A 20,458-nucleotide genomic window follows, 5' to 3' on the forward strand; every position below is an offset into this window, starting at 1 on the left:
AACGCGCCCTGCCCGCTAGCGCGGCTGCAGCACCAGCAGCGTGGACGTGCCGTGCGCCAGCACGCGGCCCGAGGCGTCGGTCACACGGCAATCGGCGGTGATGATCTGCCGGCCCTGCGTGATCACGCGGCCTTCGGCACGCACCCGCCCGGTATCGGGCTTGATGGCACGCGAGAAGTTGCCTTTGGTTTCCACGGTGGTATAGCCCGTACCGGCCGGCAACACGGAATTGGCCGCGCATCCCGTGGCGCTATCGATCAGCGTCAGGGCCCAGCCGCCATGCACGGTGCCCATCGGATTGCACAGGTGCGGGCCTGGCTCGCCTTCGAAGGCGGCGAACCCGTCGCCCACTTCCACCAGCCAGAATCCCAGCGCCTGGCCGATCGGCGGCTGCGGCAGCCGCCCGTCGACGATGGCCTCCAGCACGGCCTTGCCGGTCATGCCCGCGATGTCAGCCGGGTTCGCCACGCCATAGTGATAGTCGGTCACGCACGTCTCCTGGTTCTTGTACTGGGTGCGATGATAATGGCGATTGCTTGCGCTTGCGCTTGAGTGCCTCGCCCCGGGAAGCCGGTCGGCGGAGGAAGGCCGGGCCCGTGATCAGCGGGTAATCAGGCCGCAGTGACGCAGTCCTGCTCGGCCTGGACGGCGGGCTCGGCGTCTTCGTCGGGCCGCATGCTCGAGCCCAGCACGAACTGGTCGCGGCCGCGCGTCTTTGCCATGTAGAGCGCGCGATCCGCTTCGGCGAACAGGTTGCGCCAGAGGCCGTCGCGGCTCGATGGCCCGGCGTGCAGCTGCGCCACGCCGATGCTGACGCTGGCGTGGCCGCAACCGGGGCCGTCGCCATCGGGCAGGGCAATCGCCCTGACCTTGCGCAGGATACGGTTGGCAAGCGCCGTGGCCTGGTGTTCGTCGGTATGGGGGCAAAGGATGCAGAATTCCTCGCCGCCGTAGCGCGCGGCAATATCCGACGCGCGCCGCGAGTTGTCGAGTGCTGTGGCGATGTCGCGCAGCACCTGGTCGCCGGCATGGTGGCCGTGCCGGTCGTTGACACGCTTGAAATGGTCGACGTCGATCACCAGGCACGACAGCGGATCGCCGTCGCGCTGCCAGCGCGCCACCAGGCCCATGGCGGTCATGTCCAGCGCCCCGCGGTTCAGCAGGCCGGTCAGTGCATCGAGGCGCGCGCCGCTTTCGTTGCGGGCGATGATCTGTTCCATCGCCATCAGGCTGAAGCCGAACAGGCCCAGCAGCACGGCTACCAGCGGCGCCAGCGGCCAGACCGACGCGCTGGTCTGCAGGAAGAACGGCGTGATTGCCAGTCCCTTGAACGCGGCGCCGTAGCTGAGCGCCGCCACCTGGGATCCAAGCAGAACGAGATGGGATGCCAGCACCAGCGGCCCGCCGATGCTGGTACGGCCGCGCCGGCTGCGCAGCATCGTGACGATGGTGCTGAACGAGATCACGGCGAGCATGCCGTACGCCAGGCCATGCAGCAGCAGCCGCCCGTCGGACAGACCGGACATCAGCACCAGCAGTACCAGCGTGGCCAGTCCGATCACGCGCAACGGCAGCGCCCGATCGGCCAGCCCGTAATACACGCGCACACCGCGATAGATGGTCAGCCGGCCGATCAGGTAGGCGCCGGCACCCAGCGCGGAGAGCTGCAGCGAATCGCCAGCGGTGCTGGCGGCCACCACCAGGCCGGCACCGGACGCCACCACATGCCCCACGGCCCAGAGGCGCCCCGCCTCGCTGGCGCGCAGCGCAAGCACCAGCCCTGCCGCCATGACCAGCGTGCTGGAGAAAACCACCATCATGACGACCAGAATCGTCTGCTGAGCCAGGTGCACGGGAATCGGTTTCCTCTTAAAGCTACCGGGGGCGGCTGCCGTTATCCACGTTAACCCTGACTGGGCGACCCGACGTGAAGAACGGTGGACGGAAACGCCGCCGGAAGATACGGGAAGAAGCGGCGAAAGGACGCATCATAGCCCGCGCGCCAGCCATGGCGGCACCCCCGGCAAGCCGGGTACTCGCCTCATTCTTGCAATGGTTTGCAAAGCGCGGAAATCCGCCACGCGGAATGTTCAGTCGTCCTGCGGGGGGGTGGCCGTCAGCGACCCGGCGCCAGCCGGCCTGACGTCCGGGAACGTGCCGCCCAGCGCCAGCGTCAACGCGCGGGCGGCGTCCAGCACCTGATCGCGGAAAGCCTCGCTGAAGCGAGGCGTCGGGCAGGTCAGCGTCAGCGCCCCCTTCAGTTCGCCACCGGGGCCGAATACCGGCGACGACACGCCGGCGATATCGGGGCTGCGGTCGCCCACCATCGCAATCACGCCTTCGTCGCGAATCCGCTGGTAGATCTCGCCGCGTGCCCCGGCAAAGGCGCGCAGCACGCGTCCGCCCGAGCCCCGGTTGCGCGGCAGCAGATCGCCGGCGCGGATATGGTCGCGCACCGGCTGCGGCGAATCCACGCGATACAGGCACAGGCGATGCTCGCCCTGCTCGACGTGGAACGCGGCCGATTCCCGCGTCACGCGCACCAGTTCGCGCAGCGCCGGCAGCACGACCTGCTCCAGCGAGAACGAAGCCGCATAGACCGCGTTAAGCCGGGCCACTTCCGAGCCCAGCGCGTAGCGGCCGTCGGGCAGCCGCTGGATCAGCCGGGCATGTTCCAGCGAGGCCAGCAGCCGCAGCAGCGTGCTCTTGTACAGGCCGCTGCGCTGGGCCAGTTCGGCCAGGCCCAGCGACGTGTCGCCTTCGCGGAACACCGACAGCACGAACAGCGCCCGGTCGACGGCAATCGCACCACCATCGGCGGCGTTCTTGTCGGCTTCGGAGAGCTGGGCGGCTTTGCGTGGCATGGTCGGGCGGGCGGGACGGCCAATTGGAACGGGGGTCCACCGTATAGAACGGCCCAGGTGTTGTCAATGCGACCACGGCGGCGCACCGGTGCCCGACACGATTGCGGCAATGCCGGTATGATGGCGCCTTCCGGGTTTTCCCTAGGTCGTCGTACCAGGCGATCCACGCCCGGCCAACCCGCGCCTCCTGAATCACCCATGTCTGCCCCGAGCCATTCCTCGGTCACACCACCGCATGGCGAATCCGCCACCGACAATGTGACCCGCCGTATCCTTGCCATCGTTTTTTTCAACTTCATCGCCTATCTGGCGGTGGGCCTGCCGATTGCCGTGGTGCCGGGTTTTGTCCACGGCGACCTGGGCTACAGCGCCGTGCTGGCTGGCCTGGCGGTCAGCATCCAGTACCTGGCAACCCTGATGAGCCGTCCCTGGGCCGGCACGCTGTGCGATACGCAAGGCCCGAAGCGCTCGGTGCTGACCGGGCTGGCACTGGTCACGGGCAGCGGTGTGCTGACGCTGGTGGCCTCGCTGTTCGCCGGCAGCGACTGGATCGGCCTGGCGTGGCTGCTGGCGGGACGCCTGATGCTGGGTGCAGGCGAAAGCCTGGTCACGACGGGCACCATCGCCTGGGGTATCGGCAGCGCCGGGGCGCACCATACCGCCAAGGTCATCTCGTGGAATGGCATCACCACCTACGGCGCACTGGCCGTGGGCGCGCCGGTTGGCGTAGTGCTGGCCAAATGGGGCGGCCTGGGCACGATCGGCGTGGTCACCACGCTGATTGCCGGCGCGTCGCTGCTGCTGGCACGCCGCCGCCCGCCGGTGCCGGTGCTCAAGGGCGACCGCCTGCCGTTCCGCAGCGTCTTCCGCGCCATGACGCCGTTCGGCCTGTGCCTGGCACTGGGCTCGGTCGGCTTTGGGGTGATCACGGCGTTCATCACGCTCTACTACAACAGCAAGGGCTGGGATCACGCCGCGCTGGCGCTGACGGCACTGGGCACCTGCTTCGTGCTGACGCGCCTGGTGATGGCCGATGCCATCTCGCGATTTGGCGGCTACGCCGTGGCACTGGTGTCGTTTGCCGTGGAGGCCGCCGGCCTGGGCATTATCTGGATGGCCCACGCCCCGTGGCAGGCCCTGGCGGGTGCCGCCGTGGTCGGTTTTGGCTTCTCGCTGGTGTTTCCGGCGCTGGGCATGGAAGCGGTCAAGCGCGTGCCGGCCACCAATCGCGGCTCGGCGCTGGGCGCCTACGCCCTGTTCCTTGATTTCGCGCTGGGCCTGACCGGCCCGGTGGCCGGCTTTATCGCCGCGCAAGGCGACTATCCGGCCGTCTACCTGTTTGCCGCGGTGAGCGCGGTGCTGGCGCTGGTACTGAGCCAGCTGCTGGCCGCGCGGTATCGCGACCAGCTGGCGCCGGCCACCTGATTACAGCCGTTCGCAGCAATACGCCTCGGTGCTGTAGGGGAACGACACCTCGCCGTGGCCGCGCAGCGCCGGATCGGCGTCGATCACCGCGTGCAGGCGCGCACGCACGGCATCCTGCTCGGACTGCGGCAGCGACGCGATAAAGCTGACCGACATCACGCGGTCGACAATCACCTGCTCCGGCGCGCCGGTATGTGTATAGGGAAAGCGCGCCAGGCCAAGCGGGCCGAAGCCATCGGCCGGGAAGACCTTCTTCCAGTCGCCCTTGTAGAAGCGTGGCGCATCGCCCTCGTAGGGCGTCATGATCTCGGTCAGCCTGGCAACCCAGCCTACCGATTCGTCGCGCACATTCCAGATCAGGCCAAGACGCCCGCCCGGTTTCAGCACGCGGGCGATTTCCCGCATCGCGGCGGGATTGGCAAACCAGTGAAACGCCTGCGCGCAGACCACGGCGTCCACGCTGGCGTCGGGCAACGGCATCGACTCCGCGCTGCCCTGTACGGCACGCACCTCCGGCAGCCTGGCCGAAAGCTGGGCGCGCATCGCGTCGACCGGCTCCACGGCGATCACGCTGGCGCCGGTAGGCAGCAGCAGGCGCGTGAACTTGCCCGTGCCGGCGCCCAGGTCAACCACGGTTTTGCCGGGCGCCAGCCCTGGCGTGTCGCGCAACCAGGTGCCAAGTTCGGCGGGATAGTCGGGACGCCCGCGGGCGTAGGTATCGGCCTGGGTCGAGAAGCCCTGGGCCGCGGCATGATGGATTGTCGTCATGACCCCGCACGATACGCCGGCGGCGTGACATCGACAAGTCCTGCCGCCGCGCACCCCGGCCCCGGGGGCCGCGTCAGTGCTGCAGGCCCCAGCGGCGCACCGTCAGGCGTTCCAGCGTGGTGAACACCAGCCCCTCCACTGCCAGCCCGATCAGGATCACCGTCGCCAGCCCGGCGAAGACGCGGTCGGTATAAAGCTCGTTGCGGTTCTGGAAAATGTACCAGCCCAGTCCGCCCTTGCCCGACGACGCGCCAAACACCAGCTCGGCCGCGATCAGCGTGCGCCAGGCAAACGCCCAGCCGATCTTGAGACCCGACAGGATGGCCGGCAGCGCCGCCGGCACCAGGATCAGCACCACATAGCGCAGGCCTCGCAGCCCATAGTTGCGGCCCGCCATGCGCAGCGTTTCGGGCACGCCGCGAAAGCCTGCATAGGTGTTCAGGGCCAGCGGCCACAGTACCGAATGGACCAGCACGAACACCAGGCTTCCGGTGCCCAGGCCAAACCACAGCAAGGCCAGCGGCAGCAGCGCGATGGCCGGCAGCGGGTTGAACATCGCCGTCAGCGTATCGAGCAGATCGCGACCGATGCGCGTCGACACCGCCACCGTGGTCAGCACAAATGCCAGCACGATGCCGGCCGCGTAGCCCTGCAGCAGGATCGACAGCGACACCACGGCCTTGCCGGGCAGTTCGCCACTGGCAATGGCCTCCACGAAGGCGCGCGCGGTGGACAGGAAGGTCGGCAGCAACAGATCGTTGTCCTGCACGCGGGCAACGATTTCCCAGGCCACGGCCAGCACCAGCAGGATCGCAGCCTTGCGCAGCCAGCCCTGCTGCCACAGTTGCCGGTACCACGGCAGCGCACGGGACAGCGGCACGGCCGTAAAGGGTTCGAGTACGCGCTCGTATTCGGGGCGCAGGGGCGGAAGGATTGTCGACATGGTTCAGGCGGTGGGGGCGTTCAGTGCGTGGCGGCGTGGCGGGCATGGTCCGGCGTGGTGCCAGGCTCGGCCGGTGTATCGAACAGCATGGCGTGGATTCGCTGCGCCGCCTGCTGGAATTCCGCGCTGCCCTGGCTGGCGAGCGAGAACTGGTGGCTGTTCAGCTCGGCGCGCACGCGGCCCGGATGCGGCGACAGCAGCAGGATGCGGCTGCCCACGACCAGCGCCTCTTCGATCGAATGGGTCACGAACAGCAGCGTGAACGCGGCTTCGTCCCACAGCGCCAGCAGTTCTTCCTGCATGCGCCGCCGCGTGAGCGCGTCCAGCGCGGCAAACGGCTCGTCCATCAGCAGCACCTTGGGCCGGGTTGCCAGCGCACGGGCAATGGCCACGCGCTGCTTCATGCCGCCGGACAGCGTATGCGGATAGGCATCGGCAAAGCCCGCCAGGCCAACCTTGTCCAGAAAATGCATGGCGACGTCGCTGGCCTCCGCCTTCGACAGGCCACGTGCCTGGCGCAGCGGAAACATCACGTTCTGCCTGACGGTCTTCCACGGCGGCAGCTGATCGAACTCCTGGAACACGACGATGCGGTCAGGGCCCGGCGCCTGCACGCGCTGGCCTTCAAGCCGGATCTCGCCCTCGGCCGGCGGCACAAAGCCGGCCACGGCCTTGAGCAGCGTCGACTTGCCGCAGCCGGACGGCCCCAGCAGCACGAAACGATCCGACGCATGCACATCGAAGCTCACGCGGTGCGTGGCGCGCACCACGCGCGTGGGCGTACGGTATTCGAGCGATACGCCATCCACCTGCAGCAGCGGCTGCGGATGAGGTACCACGCGCAGGTGCGGATTGACGTGATTGCCGTGATTGCCGTCAGCCATGTCAGCTCCCCTGCGCGGTGGCCGGGTCCTGGAAGAAGTAGTCCTGCCAGGATGCCGGGCGGTTCTTGATGGCGCCCACGCGATGCATGAAATCGGCCAGTGGATAGGTGTTCTGCGGCGTGACCTTGAACTGCACCTGCGGGTTCCTGAGGATCTTCACCAGCAGCGCGCGATCAATTTTCGCCTTGTTCACGCGGATGTAGAGGTCGGCGGCGGCTTCGGGGTCCCTGGTCGCGAATGCGGCGGCCTCGGCCAGCGCATCGACAAACGCGCGATAGGTCTTCGGGTTCTCGTTGCGGAATTTCTCGGTGGCGTACAGCACCGTGGCCGAGCTTGGGCCGCCGAGCACGTCATACGAGTTCAGCACGATGCGCGCATTCGGGTTGCCGGCCAGTTCCTGCTCCTGGAACGGCGGGTTGCCAAAGTGCCCGGTGATCTCGGTGCCGCCCGCGATGATCGCCGCGGCGGCGTCGGGGTGCGGCACGGCCACGGTCCATTTGTCGAGCCGGTTGAATTCCTTGTCGCCCCACTGCCTGGCCGCCGCAAACTGCAGCACGCGCGACTGCACCGACACGGTCACCGCCGGCAGCGCAATGCGGTCCTTGTCCGAGAAATCGGCAATCGACTTCACCTTGGGATTGTTCGAGACCAGGTAGTACGGGAAGTTGCCCAGCGATGCCACGCCCTTCACGTTCTGGCGGCCGTGCGTGCGGTCCCATAGCGTCAGCAACGGGCCCACGCCAGCACCGGCGATATCGATGGCACCGGACAGCAGCGCGTCGTTGACCGCCGATCCGCCCGACAGCTGCGTCCATTCCACCTTGACGTCAACGCCCTGCTGCTTGCCGTGTTTCTCGATCAGCTGCTGGTCACGCGCCACGTTCAACAGCAGGTAGACCACGCCAAACTGCTCGGCAATGCGGATTTTGCCCTCCGCGTGCGCGGTGCCGGTCAGCGCCAGACCGGCCGTCAGGACGGCCAGCGAGGCTCGGCGTGCAAAGGGGGTGGCAAACGATAGAACTGACTTGCGGACTGACATGCAAAAGACTCCGGGGACGCTGGAATTGAATTGGGAACAGACTTAGAACGGCGTATCGCCTTCGATCGTGGTGCGAAACATCACGCGGCGCAGATGGTCGGGCGTGCCGGCCGCCAGATGCAGCAGCGAGCGGTTGTCCCAGAACACCAGGTCGTGCTGGCGCCACTGGTGGCGATAGACGTACTCGGGCTGCACGCTGTGCGCGAACAGCGCGTCGAGCAGCGCACGGCTTTCGTCGTCGGGCAGGCCGACGATCTTCGTCGTGAAATGCTCGCTGACGAACAGCGCGCGGCGACCGGTTTCCGGATGGGTGCGCACCACCGGATGCACCACGGGCTTGACCTGCGCGATCTGCTCCGGCGTCAGGTTCGGCCGCCAAGGGCTGCGCTTCTGCAGTTCGGCGTAGCGCGCCAGGTAGGTGTGCTCGGCGGTCAGCCCTTCGATCTTCTGCTTCAGCGCCGCCGGCAGTCCATCGTATGCGGCGTGCATGTTGGCAAAGAGCGTGTCGCCGCCTTCGGCCGGCAGATCGATGGCATGGAGCAGCGATCCCAGGCTCGGCGTTTCCTTGTACGACAGGTCCGAGTGCCAGAAATGGCCCGCGTCGCCAAGCCCGATCGGCTTGCCGTCCTTCAGCACGTTGGACACGATCAGGATTTCAGGGTGGTCGGCCAGCTGGAACTGGTGCAGCACGTGGATCTGCAGCGGGCCAAAGCGGCGGCTGAACGCAATCTGCTGGGCCGGTGTGATGCGTTGGTCGCGGAACACCACTACGTGGTGATCCAGGTGGGCGCGGTGGATGCGCCGGAAGTCTTCGGCGGACAGTGGCTGATCGAGATCGAGCCCGATCACTTCCGCACCGAGTGCGGCATCCAGCGGTCGGATCTCGAAATCCTGCGCGGTATCTACGGCGGCAATCGTCATGGCAATTCATGGCCTTGGGGGAAGCACAAGCCTTGCACTCTAGGGAGCCTCGAAGCCGCACACAACGAATCAAATCGCGCGCCGTTATACGGCCAGCGCATATGGGTGCCGTGGCGCAGCTTCCGCATAAGCAAGCGCACTTTCCTTCGTTCCCGTGCCGTGCCGGGTTCCTTACGCTGACAGATTGGTTCTTTCGAAGGAAGCCGCAATGTCATCCCCCAACACCACCCGCCGGCGCATCGTGCTGGGCGGCATGGCCAGCCTGGGCGCCGCCGTCGCGCCTGCCATCACGACAACCGCAGCGCTGGCCGCCGACACGCCCGAGACGCTGCGCATCGGCTACCAGAAGTCGTCGACGCTGATGATCTGGCTGAAGTCGCGGCAGGTACTGGAGCAGGCGCTGGCGCCGCGCAAGGTCGGCGTGCAATGGCACGAATTCACGTCGGGGCTGCCGCTGCTGGAATCGCTCAACGTCGGCAACCTCGACCTCACCGCCGACGTGGCCGATGCCGTGCCGCCGTTCGCGCTGGCGGCCGGCGCCAGCATGACGTACTACGCCATCGAATCGCCGTCGCCCACCGCACAGGCCATCGTGGTACGGCACGATTCGTCGATCCGCTCGGTCGCGCAGCTCAAGGGCCAGCGCGTGGCGTTCTCGAAGGGTGCCGGTGCGCACTACCTGCTGCTGGAAGCACTGAACGAAGCGGGCTTGTCGATGCGCGACATCGAACCCGCGTACCTGACACCGGCCGATGCCCGCGCGGCGTTCGAGCGCGGCAGCGTGGCCGCCTGGGTGATCTGGGACCCGTTCCTGGCAGCGGTGCAGCGCCAGGCCAATGCGCGCATCCTGCGCGACGGTGCGAAACTGTCGAGCTACCGGCGCTTCTACCTGGCCGCCACCCCGTATGCCAAGCGCCGGCCCGACGTGCTGGCGACGGTCTATGCCGAACTGCGGCGCGCGGGCGAATGGGTCAAGGCCAACCCCGCCGAGGCCGCCGCATGGCATGCGCCGCTGATCGGCCTTGACGCCGCCACCGTCGAAGCCGCCAACGCACGCCGCACCTACCAGGTGCAGCCCGTGGACGCCGCCGCGCTCGACGAACAGCAGCGCATCGCCGATGCGTTCGCCAGCCAGGCCATCCTGCCGCGCAAGGTCACCGTGGCCGCATCGCCGGTGTGGAAGCCGGCGTAAGTTGAAGGGGGAGCTTTTCCCCGCGCCCTTTCCGCGGGAGAGCGCGAGACAACTGTCAAGCTTGACGCCGTGCGCCACCGCACGCCCCAACCCCTGTTCCGTGCCCTATAGTCGAAGGCAGCAGCGTCCACAAGATGCTGCGCCGCACAGGACACAGCGAACCACAAGGGGACCACCACATGGGCACTGTTGCGCGCTTTGACATCGGCTTTACCCGCTACCTCTCCCCCGAGGGCACGCCCGCCCCGGACCTTCCCGCCTTCGCCCGCGACCCGGCCGCCCTGCTGCCGCTGTATCGCGCCATGGTGCTCACCCGGCAGTTCGACCTCAAGGCCGTCGCCATGCAGCGTACGGGCCAGATCGGCACGTTTGCGTCGGCGCTGGGCCAGGAGGCCATCGGCGTGGGGGTTGCCACGGCCATGCGGCCCGATGACGTACTGATACCGTCCTATCGCGATCACGCCGCGCAGTTTGTGCGCGGCGTCACGATGACGGAGAGCCTGCTGTACTGGGGTGGCGACGAACGGGGCAGCGGATTTGCGGCAGTGCCGCACGACTTCGGCAATTGCGTGCCCATCGGCACGCAGGTCGGCCATGCGGCCGGCGTGGCCTATGCATTCAAGCTGCGCCGGCAGCCGCGCGTGGCGGTATGCATCATCGGTGACGGCGGCACGTCCAACGGGGCGTTCTACGAAGGCATGAACATGGCCGGCGCATGGCAGGCGCCGCTGGTGATCGTCATCAACAACAACCAGTGGGCCATCTCGATGCCACGCGCCAGGCAGACGGCGGCCGCCACGCTGGCGCAGAAGGCCATCGCAGCCGGCATTCCCGGCGAGCAGGTGGATGGCAACGACGTGATTGCCGTGCGCGTGCGCGTGGGCGACGCCATCGAACGGGCGCGCGACGGCGCCGGCCCGGCGCTGATCGAGGCCGTAACCTACCGGCTGGGCGACCACACCACGGCCGACGATGCGTCGCGCTATAGAGACGACGCCACGGTCAAGGAGGCCTGGCAGCACGAGCCCGTCAAACGGTTGCGCGACTACCTGGCAAGCGTGGGCGCCTGGGATGCCGGGCACGAGGAAGCGCTGATCCGCGAATGCCAGCAGGCCGTGGGCGCCGCCGTCGAGGCCTACCTGCAGCTGCCCCACCCCGATGTCTCGGCCATGTTCGATTGCCTCTACGAGACGCTGCCGGCAGCGATGGCCGACCAGCTCGACACCGCGCAACGCTACGCCGCACCGCACCGGGAGACGGATCATGGCTGAACTGCATATGGTGGAGGCGGTCAACCTGGCGCTGGCCCACGCGCTGGAGCACGACCCCGACGTGGTGCTGCTGGGCGAGGACATCGGCGTCAACGGCGGCGTGTTCCGCTCGACGGTCGGCCTGCAGCAGCGCTTTGGCGAGGCGCGCGTCGTCGACACGCCGCTGGCCGAGGGCGGCATCGTCGGCGCGGCCATCGGCATGGCGGCGATGGGGCTCAAGCCGGTGGCCGAGATCCAGTTCGCGGGCTTTATCTATCCGGCCATCGACAACATCCTGAACCACGCCGGGCACCTGCGGCATCGCACCCGCGGCCGGCTCAGCTGCCCGCTGGTGGTACGCGCGCCCAGCGGCGCCGGCATCCACGCGCCCGAGCACCATTCCGAAAGCCCCGAGGCGCTGTTCGCGCATATTCCGGGGCTGCGCGTGGTCATGCCATCGTCGCCGGCCCGCGCCTATGGCCTGCTGCTGGCCGCCATCCGCGACCCCGATCCCGTGATCTTCTTCGAGCCAACCCGGCTCTATCGCCTGTTCCGGCAGGAGGTGGAGGACACCGGCGAGGCGCTGCCGCTCGATGCCTGCTTCACGCTGCGCGACGGCACAGATATCACATTGGTCAGCTGGGGCGCCATGGTGCAGGAAACCCTGGCCGCCGCCGACCAGCTGGCCGACGATGGCATCTCCGCGGCCGTGATCGACGTCGCCACGCTCAAGCCGCTGGACATGGAGACCATCCTGGAATCGGTGGCACAGAGCGGCCGCTGCGTGATCGTGCACGAGGCCCCGCGCACGGCCGGTGTCGGGGCCGAGATCGCCGCGAACCTGGCCGATGCCGGGCTCTATTCGCTCAGCGCGCCGGTGCAGCGCGTGACCGGCTACGACACCGTGGTGCCGCTGGCACGGCTGGAGCACAGCTACCTGCCGTCGGTGGCGCAGATCGTGGATGCGGCGCGGCGCGCGCTCGACGCCGGCTAGGCACAGCCAACCAGGAGACAACGATGCGGATCTTCAAGCTGCCCGACCTGGGCGAAGGCCTGCAGGAAGCCGAGATCGTGACGTGGCACGTGAAACCCGGCGATACCATCCAGGCCGACCAGCCGCTGCTGTCGGTGGAAACCGCCAAGGCCATCGTCGAAATCCCGTCGCCGTTCGGCGGGCAGGTGTCGAAGCTGTTCGCGCAGCCCGGAGACATCGTCCACCTGGGCGCCCCGCTGGTGGGCTTCGAGGGCGCCGGCGCGGCCGACGATGCGGGCACCGTGGTCGGCAACGTCAAGGTGGGCACCCACGTGGTGCGCGAAGGCGAGACGCGCGTGGGGGCCACCGGCATCCAGGGCGGCCATGGCCTCAAGGCCACGCCCGCGGTGCGCGCGCTGGCGCGCAAGCTGTCGGTGGACCTTGCCATGGTGACGCCGTCGGGCCGCGACGGCGTGATCACCGCCACCGACGTGCAGCGGGTGGCCACGACGCTGGCGGAGATCGGCCCCGCCGAAGTGGTGCGCGGCGTGCGGCGTGCCATGGCCCAGAACATGGCCCGGGCGCAAAGCGAGGTTGCGGCGGCCACGGTCATGGACGACGCCGACCTGCACGCCTGGCAAACCGTGGGCACCACGGCCAGCGGGCATGACATCACGATCCGCCTGGTACGGGCACTGGTGGCCGGGGTACGGGCCGAGCCCGCGCTGAATGCCTGGTACGAAGGCCGCACCGGCCGCCGTCACCTGCTGGAACGCATCGACGTGGGCATCGCGGCGGACCTGCCCGAAGGGCTGTTCGTGCCGGTGCTGCGCAACGTGGGCAAGCGCGATGCGGCCGACCTGCGCAACGGGCTGGACCGCATGCGGGCCGACATCAAGGCGCGTACCATCGCCCCCGAGGAAATGCGCGGCAATACCATCACGCTGTCGAACTTCGGCATGATTGCCGGCCGCTATGCAGCACCGATCGTGGTGCCGCCCACGGTAGCCATCCTGGGCGCCGGCCGCATCCGTGACGAAGTGGTGGCCGCCGGGGGGCTCCCCGCCGTGCATCGCGTGATGCCGCTGTCGCTGACGTTCGACCATCGCGTGGTCACCGGCGGCGAGGCGGCGCGCTTCCTGCGGGCGGTCATCGCCGACCTGGAGCGCCCGGACTAGGGAGTGACGCACGCGATACCGGGCAAGCTTCCGCCATCGGCAGGAGCGCATTCGTCACCGGCTGTTCCTATACTGGATAGCCCCGGCGCGACGGCTACCGCGCGTGCCGGACCTCCCATCCATCACTGCATTCCACCCTGAAGGAGCCAGACCATGGCCATCCGCATTGGCGAGACCGCCCCGGATTTCACCGCAGAGACCACCGAGGGCAAGATCAACTTCCACGAATGGATCGGCGACAGCTGGGCCATCCTGTTCTCGCATCCGAAGGATTTCACGCCGGTCTGCACCACCGAACTGGGCTACATGGCCAAGCTGAAGCCCGAGTTCGACAAGCGCAATACCAAGATCATCGGCCTGTCGATCGACCCCGTGGGCGACCATTCGCGCTGGGCCAAGGACATCGAGGAAACGCAGGGCACCGCGGTGAACTACCCGATGATCGGCGACCACGACCTGGCGGTAGCCAAGCTCTACGACATGATCCACCCCGAGGCCAGCGGCGGCGGCCCTCGCACCGCCGTGGACAACGCCACGATCCGCTCGGTGTTCTGGATCGGCCCCGACAAGAAGATCAAGGCCATGCTGGTCTATCCCATGAGCGCCGGCCGCAATTTCGACGAGGTACTGCGCCTGCTCGATTCGCTGCAGCTCAACGCCAAGCACACGGTCGCCACGCCCGTGAACTGGAAACCCGGCGACGACGTGATTATCCCCACATCGGTTTCCGATGAAGATGCGAAGAAAAAATATCCGGACGGATTCAAGACGCTGAAGCCGTATCTGCGTACGGTGGCGCAACCGAAGTAAATCAGTCCGGAGTCACTCATCAGGATGAGTGCCCGGTGCGGTATACCTGTTTGAGTTAGTCCATCTGGCCTGTGGAACTATCCACAGGTTGCGTGGATAATCGCCCTCTTGACAGCCCGCAAACCCGCGCCAGCATTGAGGGGAGCTGGACTGCCTTTTTTTTGGGCAAATGCCGGTGCGGGGGATTTATTGCCTTCGGCGACGATTTATGCAGGGCGCTGCAGGACGTGAAAAAGAGAATCCCCTCGCCCACTTGTGGGAGAGGGGTCGGGGCAGAAGGGATGGCCGCTCAAGATGCGGCCGGTTGCAATTCGAATTGCTGCGCCCGCTTCCCTGGCCCCTCTGCCGTTTCGCGGGAGAGGGGATATCCAGCGGCGCCAACGCGCGTTACGGATGCCGCGCCAGCACGCCGCGGATCGTATCGGCCAGGTCCTTTGCCAGGAATTTCGACACGTAGGCGTCTGCGCCCACCTTGCGGACGTGTTCCTCGCTGGCCTCGCCCGACAGCGACGAGTGGATGATCACCGGCAGCGACTTCAGCCGTGCATCGGCCTTGATCTTGCGCGTCAGCGTGAAGCCGTCCATCTCGGGCATTTCCAGGTCGGTCAGCACCAGCGCCACTTCGTCGCGGATCGGCCGGCCCTGGCTGGCCGTCAGTTCGGCGATCTGCCCCAGCATCTCCCAGGCTTCCTGCCCGGTCTTGGTCATCACCACCTGCACGCCCATCGCCTTCAGGCCGTTTTCGATCAGGCCGCGCGCCAGCGCCGAGTCGTCGGCGCACAGAATCTTGCTGCCCGGGCGCAGGTTCAGTTGCGGGCCCACCGTGGCGGGGTCGACGTCCGGCTGGCGGGTCGGCAGTACGTCGCGCAGGATCTGCTCGACATCCAGCACCTGCACCAGGCGCGGGTTGTCGCCGCCGACATCGAGCTTGGCGATGCTGGTCACCAGCCCGCCCTTGACGCTGTTCTCGGCCGAGATCACCTGGCTCCAGTCCAGTCGTACGATCTCTTCGACGGCCTCGACCGCAAAGCCCTGGGTCGAACGTGCATACTCGGTCACCAGCATGATGTTCAGGCCCGACTTCGGCGAGCATTCCAGCAGGCGCGGCAGGTCGATGACCGGAATCACCTGGCCGCGGATGTCGGCCATGCCCAGGATCGACGGCTCGGCCCCCACCACCGTGGTGACCGGCGGCATGACCAGGATTTCCCGGACCTTGAAAACGTTGATGCCGAACAGTTCGGACTGTCCGCTATGCGTCGCATCGCCAAGTCGGAACAACAGCAACTCGAACTGGTTGTTGTTGGTCAGGTTGGTGCGCTCGTCGATGTCTCTCATCGCGCTGGTCATGCTCTGGCTCCGCTTCGGCTCGGTATGTGTGGATATGGGTGTTGCCAAGGGGCTATCGGCGCCCCAGCCGTGACCTTTAGCCTGACATGCGCCACCGGCCCCCGTTGTGACGCATCGGTGGCCTCCGTGACTGCACTTCAGCGCCGATACAGTGTGCCGGCAGGCCATTGAGGGAAATCCCTGAGCCGTTCCAGGCACCGGCCAGCCGTGGTTATTCGGTCGACGGCATGTTCCGCATGTCGCACCAATGATGAACATGGCGGATGGCTCGCCTACCTTTGAGCCTCGCCGGATCCCGCCCGTCAGAGGCAGTGGACCGGCACCCGGCCCGAGTGGCCGGACACCGAGGAACGAGACACCCGCACCCCTTGCCGATGCCAACGGGAACTCCGCCCTCGCACACCCGGAACCACGTGAGACGAGGCTGACGCCCGATCCGTACGCGGACGCGCGCAGCGCCCCTGCAAGGAGACAGACCATGATCGAACAGCCGTATCCGTCCGTAACGGACGTGGACGCTGCGCCGCCGCAGGCCAGCGGCAAGCTCGACCAGTATTTCGAGATCAGTTCACGCGGCAGCACGCAGCGCCGCGAGGTGCTGGCTGGCGTGACCACCTTCATGGCGATGGTCTATGCCGTGTTCGTCGTGCCCGGGATGCTGGGCAAGGCAGGCTTCGACACCAGTGCCGTGTTCGTGGCCGTCTGCCTGACCACGGCATTCGGCTCGCTGCTGATGGGCCTGTGGGCCAGGCTGCCGATTGCCATCGGCTGCGCCATTTCGCTGACGGCCTTCATGGCCTTCGGCCTGGTGCTGGGCCAGAAGCTGTCGCCCGCCGTGGCGCTTGGTGCGGTATTCCTGATGGGCGTGGTGTTCACGGCCATCTCGGTGACCGGCGTGCGCTCGTGGATCCTGCGCAACCTGCCTGCTGGCGTGGCACACGGCGCGGGTATCGGCATCGGCCTGTTCCTGTTGCTGATCGCATCCAATGACGTGGGCCTGGTAGTGAAGAACCCCGGCCCCGGACTGCCGGTGGCGCTGGGCCACATCACGGCGTTCCCGGTGATGATGTCCGTGCTGGGCCTGGCCGCGATCTTCGGGCTGGAGCGCCGCCGCGTGCCGGGCGGCATCCTGCTGGTGATCGTCGCGATCTCCGCGCTGGGCCTGTTGTTCGACCCGGCGGTGAAGTACACCGGCGTGTTCGCGCTGCCGTCGCTGTCCGCACCGGGGCACGCGTCTCTGATCGGCACCATGGACATTCGCGGCGCGCTGTCGGCCGCCGTGCTGCCCAGCGTGCTGGCACTGGTGATGACCGCGGTCTTCGATGCCACCGGCACGATCCGCGCCGTGGCCGGCCAGGCCAACCAGCTCGACGCCACCGGCCGCATTCACAACGGCGGCCGCGCACTGACGGCCGACTCGGTCAGCTCGATCTTCTCGGCATGCTTTGGCGGCGCACCGGCTGCGGCCTATATCGAATCCACCGTTGGCGTGGCCGCTGGCGCGCGCACCGGCCTGGCTGCCGTCACCGTCGGCCTGCTGTTCCTGGCGGTGATGTTCTTCTCGCCACTGGCCGGCCTGGTGCCGTCGTACGCCACGGCGCCCGCGCTGATGTACGTGGGCCTGCTGATGCTGTCCAGCGTGTCGCGCCTTCACATGGATGACATGGTCGACTCGCTGTCCGGCCTGGTCTGCGCCGTGTTCATCGTGCTGACCTGCAATATCGTCACCGGCATCATGCTCGGCTTCTGCACGCTGGTTATCGGCCGCATCGTCGCGGGCGAATGGCGCAAGCTCAATGTCGGCACCGTGGCCATTGCAGTGGCGCTGGCCGCTTTCTATGCAGGAGGCTGGGCCATCTGAACAGACGGCCACGCCCCGATTACCCGATAGCGTGCCGTCGCCGGTCGATTGGCATCGATTGCCATCGATTGCCGTGGCGGCACCAGCGAAGTCTCCTCCACCTGGGATAACCGGTGGATTTCCAGGCCCTCGGGACTTTCCCCCGGGGGCTTTTTTTAATGGCACGGCGCGCGTGTCATCGCTATCCCGTCGACGGGAAAATCCAGGCTGCGGTGAATCCGCCTGCGTGACATATCGGATCAAGTTTCCCAACCCTGCCGTCAGTCCCAATTGGACAGGGGCTATTTGGCAGCGCCATTCGGCACCAGGTTCCGGAATCCCGCCCCCGAAAGCGTAACAAAAATATCATTGCTGACAACAATGCAAGTTGCCGGGTCCATTGTGCGCAAATTCCGAATGGAAGCCACCGCCTTCGCCGGGTAAAAATCGCCATCGATTTTTCGGGACGGCATATCGGCGGATTTACGAATATTCGGCGCCACGAGGTTGCTTCCGATTACCGATTCTGGTTAGGATGCGGACCTGCGCCACTGGCAAAATGCCGAGCCGGTGCCAAAGCAATCAGGAACAATCCGATAAGAAGGCGGGATGGCATGCTGACATGGTGCCAACCAGGTCACGATTTTGTTGCGTTTCACGTTTGAATTCGCGTTTGAATCGTGCTTTTTCGGATAATTCTTGTAATATTTTTGTTATGCGGATCGCATTGCAGCCGTACGCAACGCGCCGCCAATCTGAACGGGGATCCAGAAATGCCAACTTACAAGCAACTGCTGGCTGAAAAAGAAGCACTGGAAGCAAAGCTCAGCGAAGTGCGCGCCAATGAGGTGGCCAGCGTGATCGAGCAGATTCGCCAACTGATGGCCGATTATGATCTGACCGCCGAAGATATCGCCCCGAAACGCCGTCGCGGTCGTCCGGCCGGTAGTGGTGCGGCACGCAAGCCGGCGGCGTCGGCCCTGCCGCCCAAGTATCGCGACCCGAAGACCGGCAAGACCTGGTCGGGCCGCGGCCGTGCACCGGCATGGCTGGGCAAGCGCCCCGAGCGCTTCCTGATCGAACAGGCCTGATCCTGCATGGATTCGCGGGACGCGCCGCTTAGCGCGTCCCCGCTCCTGCCCCCGTCCCAGCCTTCGGTACTCCCCCTGCTCCGGCATCGCACAGGTATTCCGGCCTCAGCGCCCTGAACCCCTGCTGCGTAGGCTCCTGCACCACCGTTGCCCCCCCGTCCGCATCCGGCTGCAGCCGCAACACGCGCGCCGTGCATTGCGTGGCGGCGTCGTCGCGCATATACCGGATCTCATATTGCCCGCTGACCTGCGGGACGAACGACACCCCTGCCGCGCAGCGCGCATCGTCGGCCGGCGGCGCGGCGTACGACGTCACCGCGACATAAATTCGCTTGCCGGGCAGGACCTTGCGCTCGCGCGTGCGCGACGGCGGCTCCGGCGGAATACCGGCCATGTCCAGCGTCGAGTCGCGCCCCATCGATGCCAGCTGCTTGCCCATGCCGGCCAGCACCTGCGGACGCGGCGATGGACACTTCGCTGGGTCCAGCACGTTGAAGGTCGTCCGGTCGTCGGTACTGGTCATCAGGCGTACGCTGGCATAGGGCACGTCTGACGGAACGCGGTAATATGACACGCAGCCCCCCAGCGGCAAGGCCAGGGCGACGGCAACAGGCACGGCGGCAAGCGGAATCCTGCACATAGCGGACGCGAAGCTGACAGTTGACCGAGGTTGGTGCCAGAGCATAGCCTTTCAGCGGCCGCGCGGACGTGGGCTGGACCACGTTGGGGATATCCACAGTTTCTGTGGATATCCTGCCATCCCGACCCGCCGAGGCCCAGTCTGTGCGGCATCGCACCGGACTGCCCAAGAATTAGGCAACCACCCCGCCGCGCAAACCGCTTCCCGACACACGGCCGCAACAAAGGACTCTAGGTCAGGTTCGCGCCGAACCCAAGTCCGGCATGCCGGGCGGCGCCACGCTCCAGTGCTCGGCCAGGAAGTCCACGAACGCCCGCACGCGCGGGGGCACCAGCCGGCGCTGCGGCATCACCGCGTAGATGCCCGTGACGGCAATGGGATGGTCAGGCAGTACCTGCACCAGCCGGCCCGACCTCAGGTCATCACAGACATGCCATGTGGAATGCATGGCGATCCCGAATCCCGCCAGCGCCGCATCGGCCAGCAGCTCGCCGGTATTGGCCTCGACCCTGCCGCGCACCCGCACCGCGATCTCGCCGCCCTTGCCATCGTCGAAACGCCAGACATCCGACCGCCCCTGCGCACCGACCAACACCAGGCACTGATGCCGGGCCAGGTCCTGCGGGGTACTGGGCGAACCGTGCTCGCGCAGGTAATCGGGCGATGCGCATAGCAGACGCTGGTTGTCCGCCAGCTTGCGGGCCACCAGCGTGGAGTCCTCGAGCGATCCGATGCGAATGGCAAGATCGAAGCCGCTGCTGACCAGATCCAGCACGTGGTCGGTCAGGTGCACGCTGACATTGACCCCGGGATAGCGGCGCAGGAATTCCGTCAGCAGAGGCGATACGTACTGGCGCCCGAACGACGCCGAGGTGGTCACGCGCAGCGTGCCAGTGATGCCGGAGCCCGATTGCCGCAACGAGCCCGACAGCGCCTCCAGGTCTTCCACCAGCGCCCGCCCCTGCTCGGCCAGCACCGCGCCTTCCGGCGTTGCGTGCAGGCGGCGCGTGGTGCGATGCAGCAACCGGACCCCGAGATCGCGCTCCAGCCGCTGCAGGCGCTGGCTGGCCACCGCCACCGAGATGTCCAGGCTACGCGCCGCCGCGCTGATCGACCCCTGGTCCAGCACCCGAAGAAATAGTCCGATGTCTGCAATGCGATCCATGATTCTCAACAAAATCTTGAAACTGATTATGGATATTGCCCGTTTTTCAGAAGATGGAAAAGACCGACACTTCGGCCTTTCCTGCCATCCAACCGTCGGCCTTGAGCCGGCTCCCACTGGAGAAA

19 protein-coding genes are annotated in these 20,458 nt (G+C 66.9%); 8 read left to right on the plus strand and 11 right to left on the minus strand.

The window, feature by feature from the left end; genetic code table 11:
• Positions 1-15: 15 nt before the first annotated feature.
• From A9J21_RS27575 to A9J21_RS27585, 3 genes are all read right to left on the minus strand, one after another.
• Positions 16-489, minus strand: a complete 474-nt coding sequence (locus A9J21_RS27575; protein ID WP_066741328.1) for a PaaI family thioesterase — start codon at positions 487-489, stop codon at positions 16-18.
• A 122-nt stretch (positions 490-611) separates the two neighbouring features.
• Positions 612-1,853, minus strand: a complete 1,242-nt coding sequence (locus A9J21_RS27580) for a diguanylate cyclase (protein ID WP_066741329.1) — start codon at positions 1,851-1,853, stop codon at positions 612-614.
• A 237-nt stretch (positions 1,854-2,090) separates the two neighbouring features.
• Positions 2,091-2,864 (minus strand): IclR family transcriptional regulator, encoded by a 774-nt coding sequence (locus A9J21_RS27585; protein ID WP_066741333.1) that lies wholly within the window; start codon positions 2,862-2,864, stop codon positions 2,091-2,093.
• Positions 2,865-3,062: 198 nt separating this feature from the next.
• On the opposite strand from A9J21_RS27585, the gene A9J21_RS27590 reads away from it, so the two are divergent.
• Positions 3,063-4,289 (plus strand): MFS transporter, encoded by a 1,227-nt coding sequence (locus A9J21_RS27590; RefSeq protein ID WP_066741335.1) that lies wholly within the window; start codon positions 3,063-3,065, stop codon positions 4,287-4,289.
• On the opposite strand, the gene A9J21_RS27595 is transcribed toward A9J21_RS27590, so the two are convergent.
• From A9J21_RS27595 to A9J21_RS27615, 5 genes are all read right to left on the minus strand, one after another.
• Complete coding sequence (locus tag A9J21_RS27595) at positions 4,290-5,057, minus strand: class I SAM-dependent methyltransferase (protein WP_066741336.1); 768 nt, start codon at positions 5,055-5,057, stop codon at positions 4,290-4,292.
• 73 nt (positions 5,058-5,130) lie between these two features.
• Positions 5,131-6,000 (minus strand): ABC transporter permease, encoded by an 870-nt coding sequence (locus A9J21_RS27600; RefSeq protein WP_066741338.1) that lies wholly within the window; start codon positions 5,998-6,000, stop codon positions 5,131-5,133.
• 20 nt (positions 6,001-6,020) lie between these two features.
• Positions 6,021-6,884 carry an ABC transporter ATP-binding protein gene (locus tag A9J21_RS27605; protein WP_066741340.1) on the minus strand — a complete coding sequence of 288 codons (864 nt, stop codon included), beginning with the start codon at positions 6,882-6,884 and terminating at the stop codon, positions 6,021-6,023.
• A 1-nt stretch (position 6,885) separates the two neighbouring features.
• A complete protein-coding gene (locus A9J21_RS27610) occupies positions 6,886-7,923 on the minus strand; it encodes an ABC transporter substrate-binding protein (protein ID WP_066741342.1) in 1,038 nt (345 codons plus the stop codon).
• Between the two features lie 42 nt (positions 7,924-7,965).
• Complete coding sequence (locus A9J21_RS27615) at positions 7,966-8,844, minus strand: TauD/TfdA family dioxygenase (RefSeq protein ID WP_066741347.1); 879 nt, start codon at positions 8,842-8,844, stop codon at positions 7,966-7,968.
• A gap of 208 nt (positions 8,845-9,052) precedes the next feature.
• Here A9J21_RS27615 and A9J21_RS27620 point away from each other — a divergent pair, with 208 nt between their 5' ends.
• The 5 genes from A9J21_RS27620 (at position 9,053) to A9J21_RS27640 (ending at position 14,247) form a co-directional block, all read left to right on the plus strand.
• Entirely contained in the window at positions 9,053-10,036 is a 984-nt protein-coding gene (locus tag A9J21_RS27620; protein ID WP_066741349.1) for an aliphatic sulfonate ABC transporter substrate-binding protein, read from the plus strand.
• Between the two features lie 179 nt (positions 10,037-10,215).
• Positions 10,216-11,307 (plus strand): pyruvate dehydrogenase (acetyl-transferring) E1 component subunit alpha, encoded by a 1,092-nt coding sequence (gene pdhA, locus A9J21_RS27625; protein ID WP_066741351.1) that lies wholly within the window; start codon positions 10,216-10,218, stop codon positions 11,305-11,307.
• Positions 11,300-12,280 carry an alpha-ketoacid dehydrogenase subunit beta gene (locus A9J21_RS27630; protein WP_066741353.1) on the plus strand — a complete coding sequence of 327 codons (981 nt, stop codon included), beginning with the start codon at positions 11,300-11,302 and terminating at the stop codon, positions 12,278-12,280. The genes pdhA and A9J21_RS27630 overlap by 8 nt, the downstream gene beginning before the upstream one ends.
• 23 nt (positions 12,281-12,303) lie before the next feature.
• Positions 12,304-13,437, plus strand: coding sequence for a dihydrolipoamide acetyltransferase family protein (locus A9J21_RS27635; protein ID WP_066741355.1), 1,134 nt, complete (start codon positions 12,304-12,306; stop codon positions 13,435-13,437).
• Between the two features lie 153 nt (positions 13,438-13,590).
• The gene (locus A9J21_RS27640) at positions 13,591-14,247 is read left to right on the plus strand and encodes a peroxiredoxin (protein ID WP_066741357.1); all 657 of its coding nucleotides are present in this window, start codon (positions 13,591-13,593) and stop codon (positions 14,245-14,247) included.
• A 387-nt stretch (positions 14,248-14,634) separates the two neighbouring features.
• Here A9J21_RS27640 and A9J21_RS27645 read toward each other — a convergent pair whose 3' ends face one another.
• Positions 14,635-15,597 carry a chemotaxis protein gene (locus tag A9J21_RS27645; protein ID WP_066741359.1) on the minus strand — a complete coding sequence of 321 codons (963 nt, stop codon included), beginning with the start codon at positions 15,595-15,597 and terminating at the stop codon, positions 14,635-14,637.
• 478 nt (positions 15,598-16,075) lie between these two features.
• Here A9J21_RS27645 and A9J21_RS27650 point away from each other — a divergent pair, with 478 nt between their 5' ends.
• Both A9J21_RS27650 and A9J21_RS27655 read left to right on the plus strand, forming a co-directional pair.
• Positions 16,076-17,458 (plus strand): NCS2 family permease, encoded by a 1,383-nt coding sequence (locus tag A9J21_RS27650; protein ID WP_066741361.1) that lies wholly within the window; start codon positions 16,076-16,078, stop codon positions 17,456-17,458.
• A 752-nt stretch (positions 17,459-18,210) separates the two neighbouring features.
• Positions 18,211-18,528, plus strand: a complete 318-nt coding sequence (locus A9J21_RS27655; RefSeq protein ID WP_066741363.1) for an H-NS histone family protein — start codon at positions 18,211-18,213, stop codon at positions 18,526-18,528.
• A 28-nt stretch (positions 18,529-18,556) separates the two neighbouring features.
• Here the strand turns inward: A9J21_RS27655 and A9J21_RS27660 are convergent, their stop codons facing one another.
• On the minus strand, positions 18,557-19,144 hold the full coding sequence (locus tag A9J21_RS27660) for a hypothetical protein (protein WP_231907066.1): 588 nt from the start codon (positions 19,142-19,144) through the stop codon (positions 18,557-18,559).
• 259 nt (positions 19,145-19,403) lie between these two features.
• Positions 19,404-20,333 (minus strand): LysR family transcriptional regulator, encoded by a 930-nt coding sequence (locus A9J21_RS27665; protein WP_066741367.1) that lies wholly within the window; start codon positions 20,331-20,333, stop codon positions 19,404-19,406.
• Positions 20,334-20,458 lie beyond the last annotated feature (125 nt).

This window comes from Cupriavidus sp. D384, assembly GCF_001652915.1.
GTDB lineage: Bacteria > Pseudomonadota > Gammaproteobacteria > Burkholderiales > Burkholderiaceae > Cupriavidus.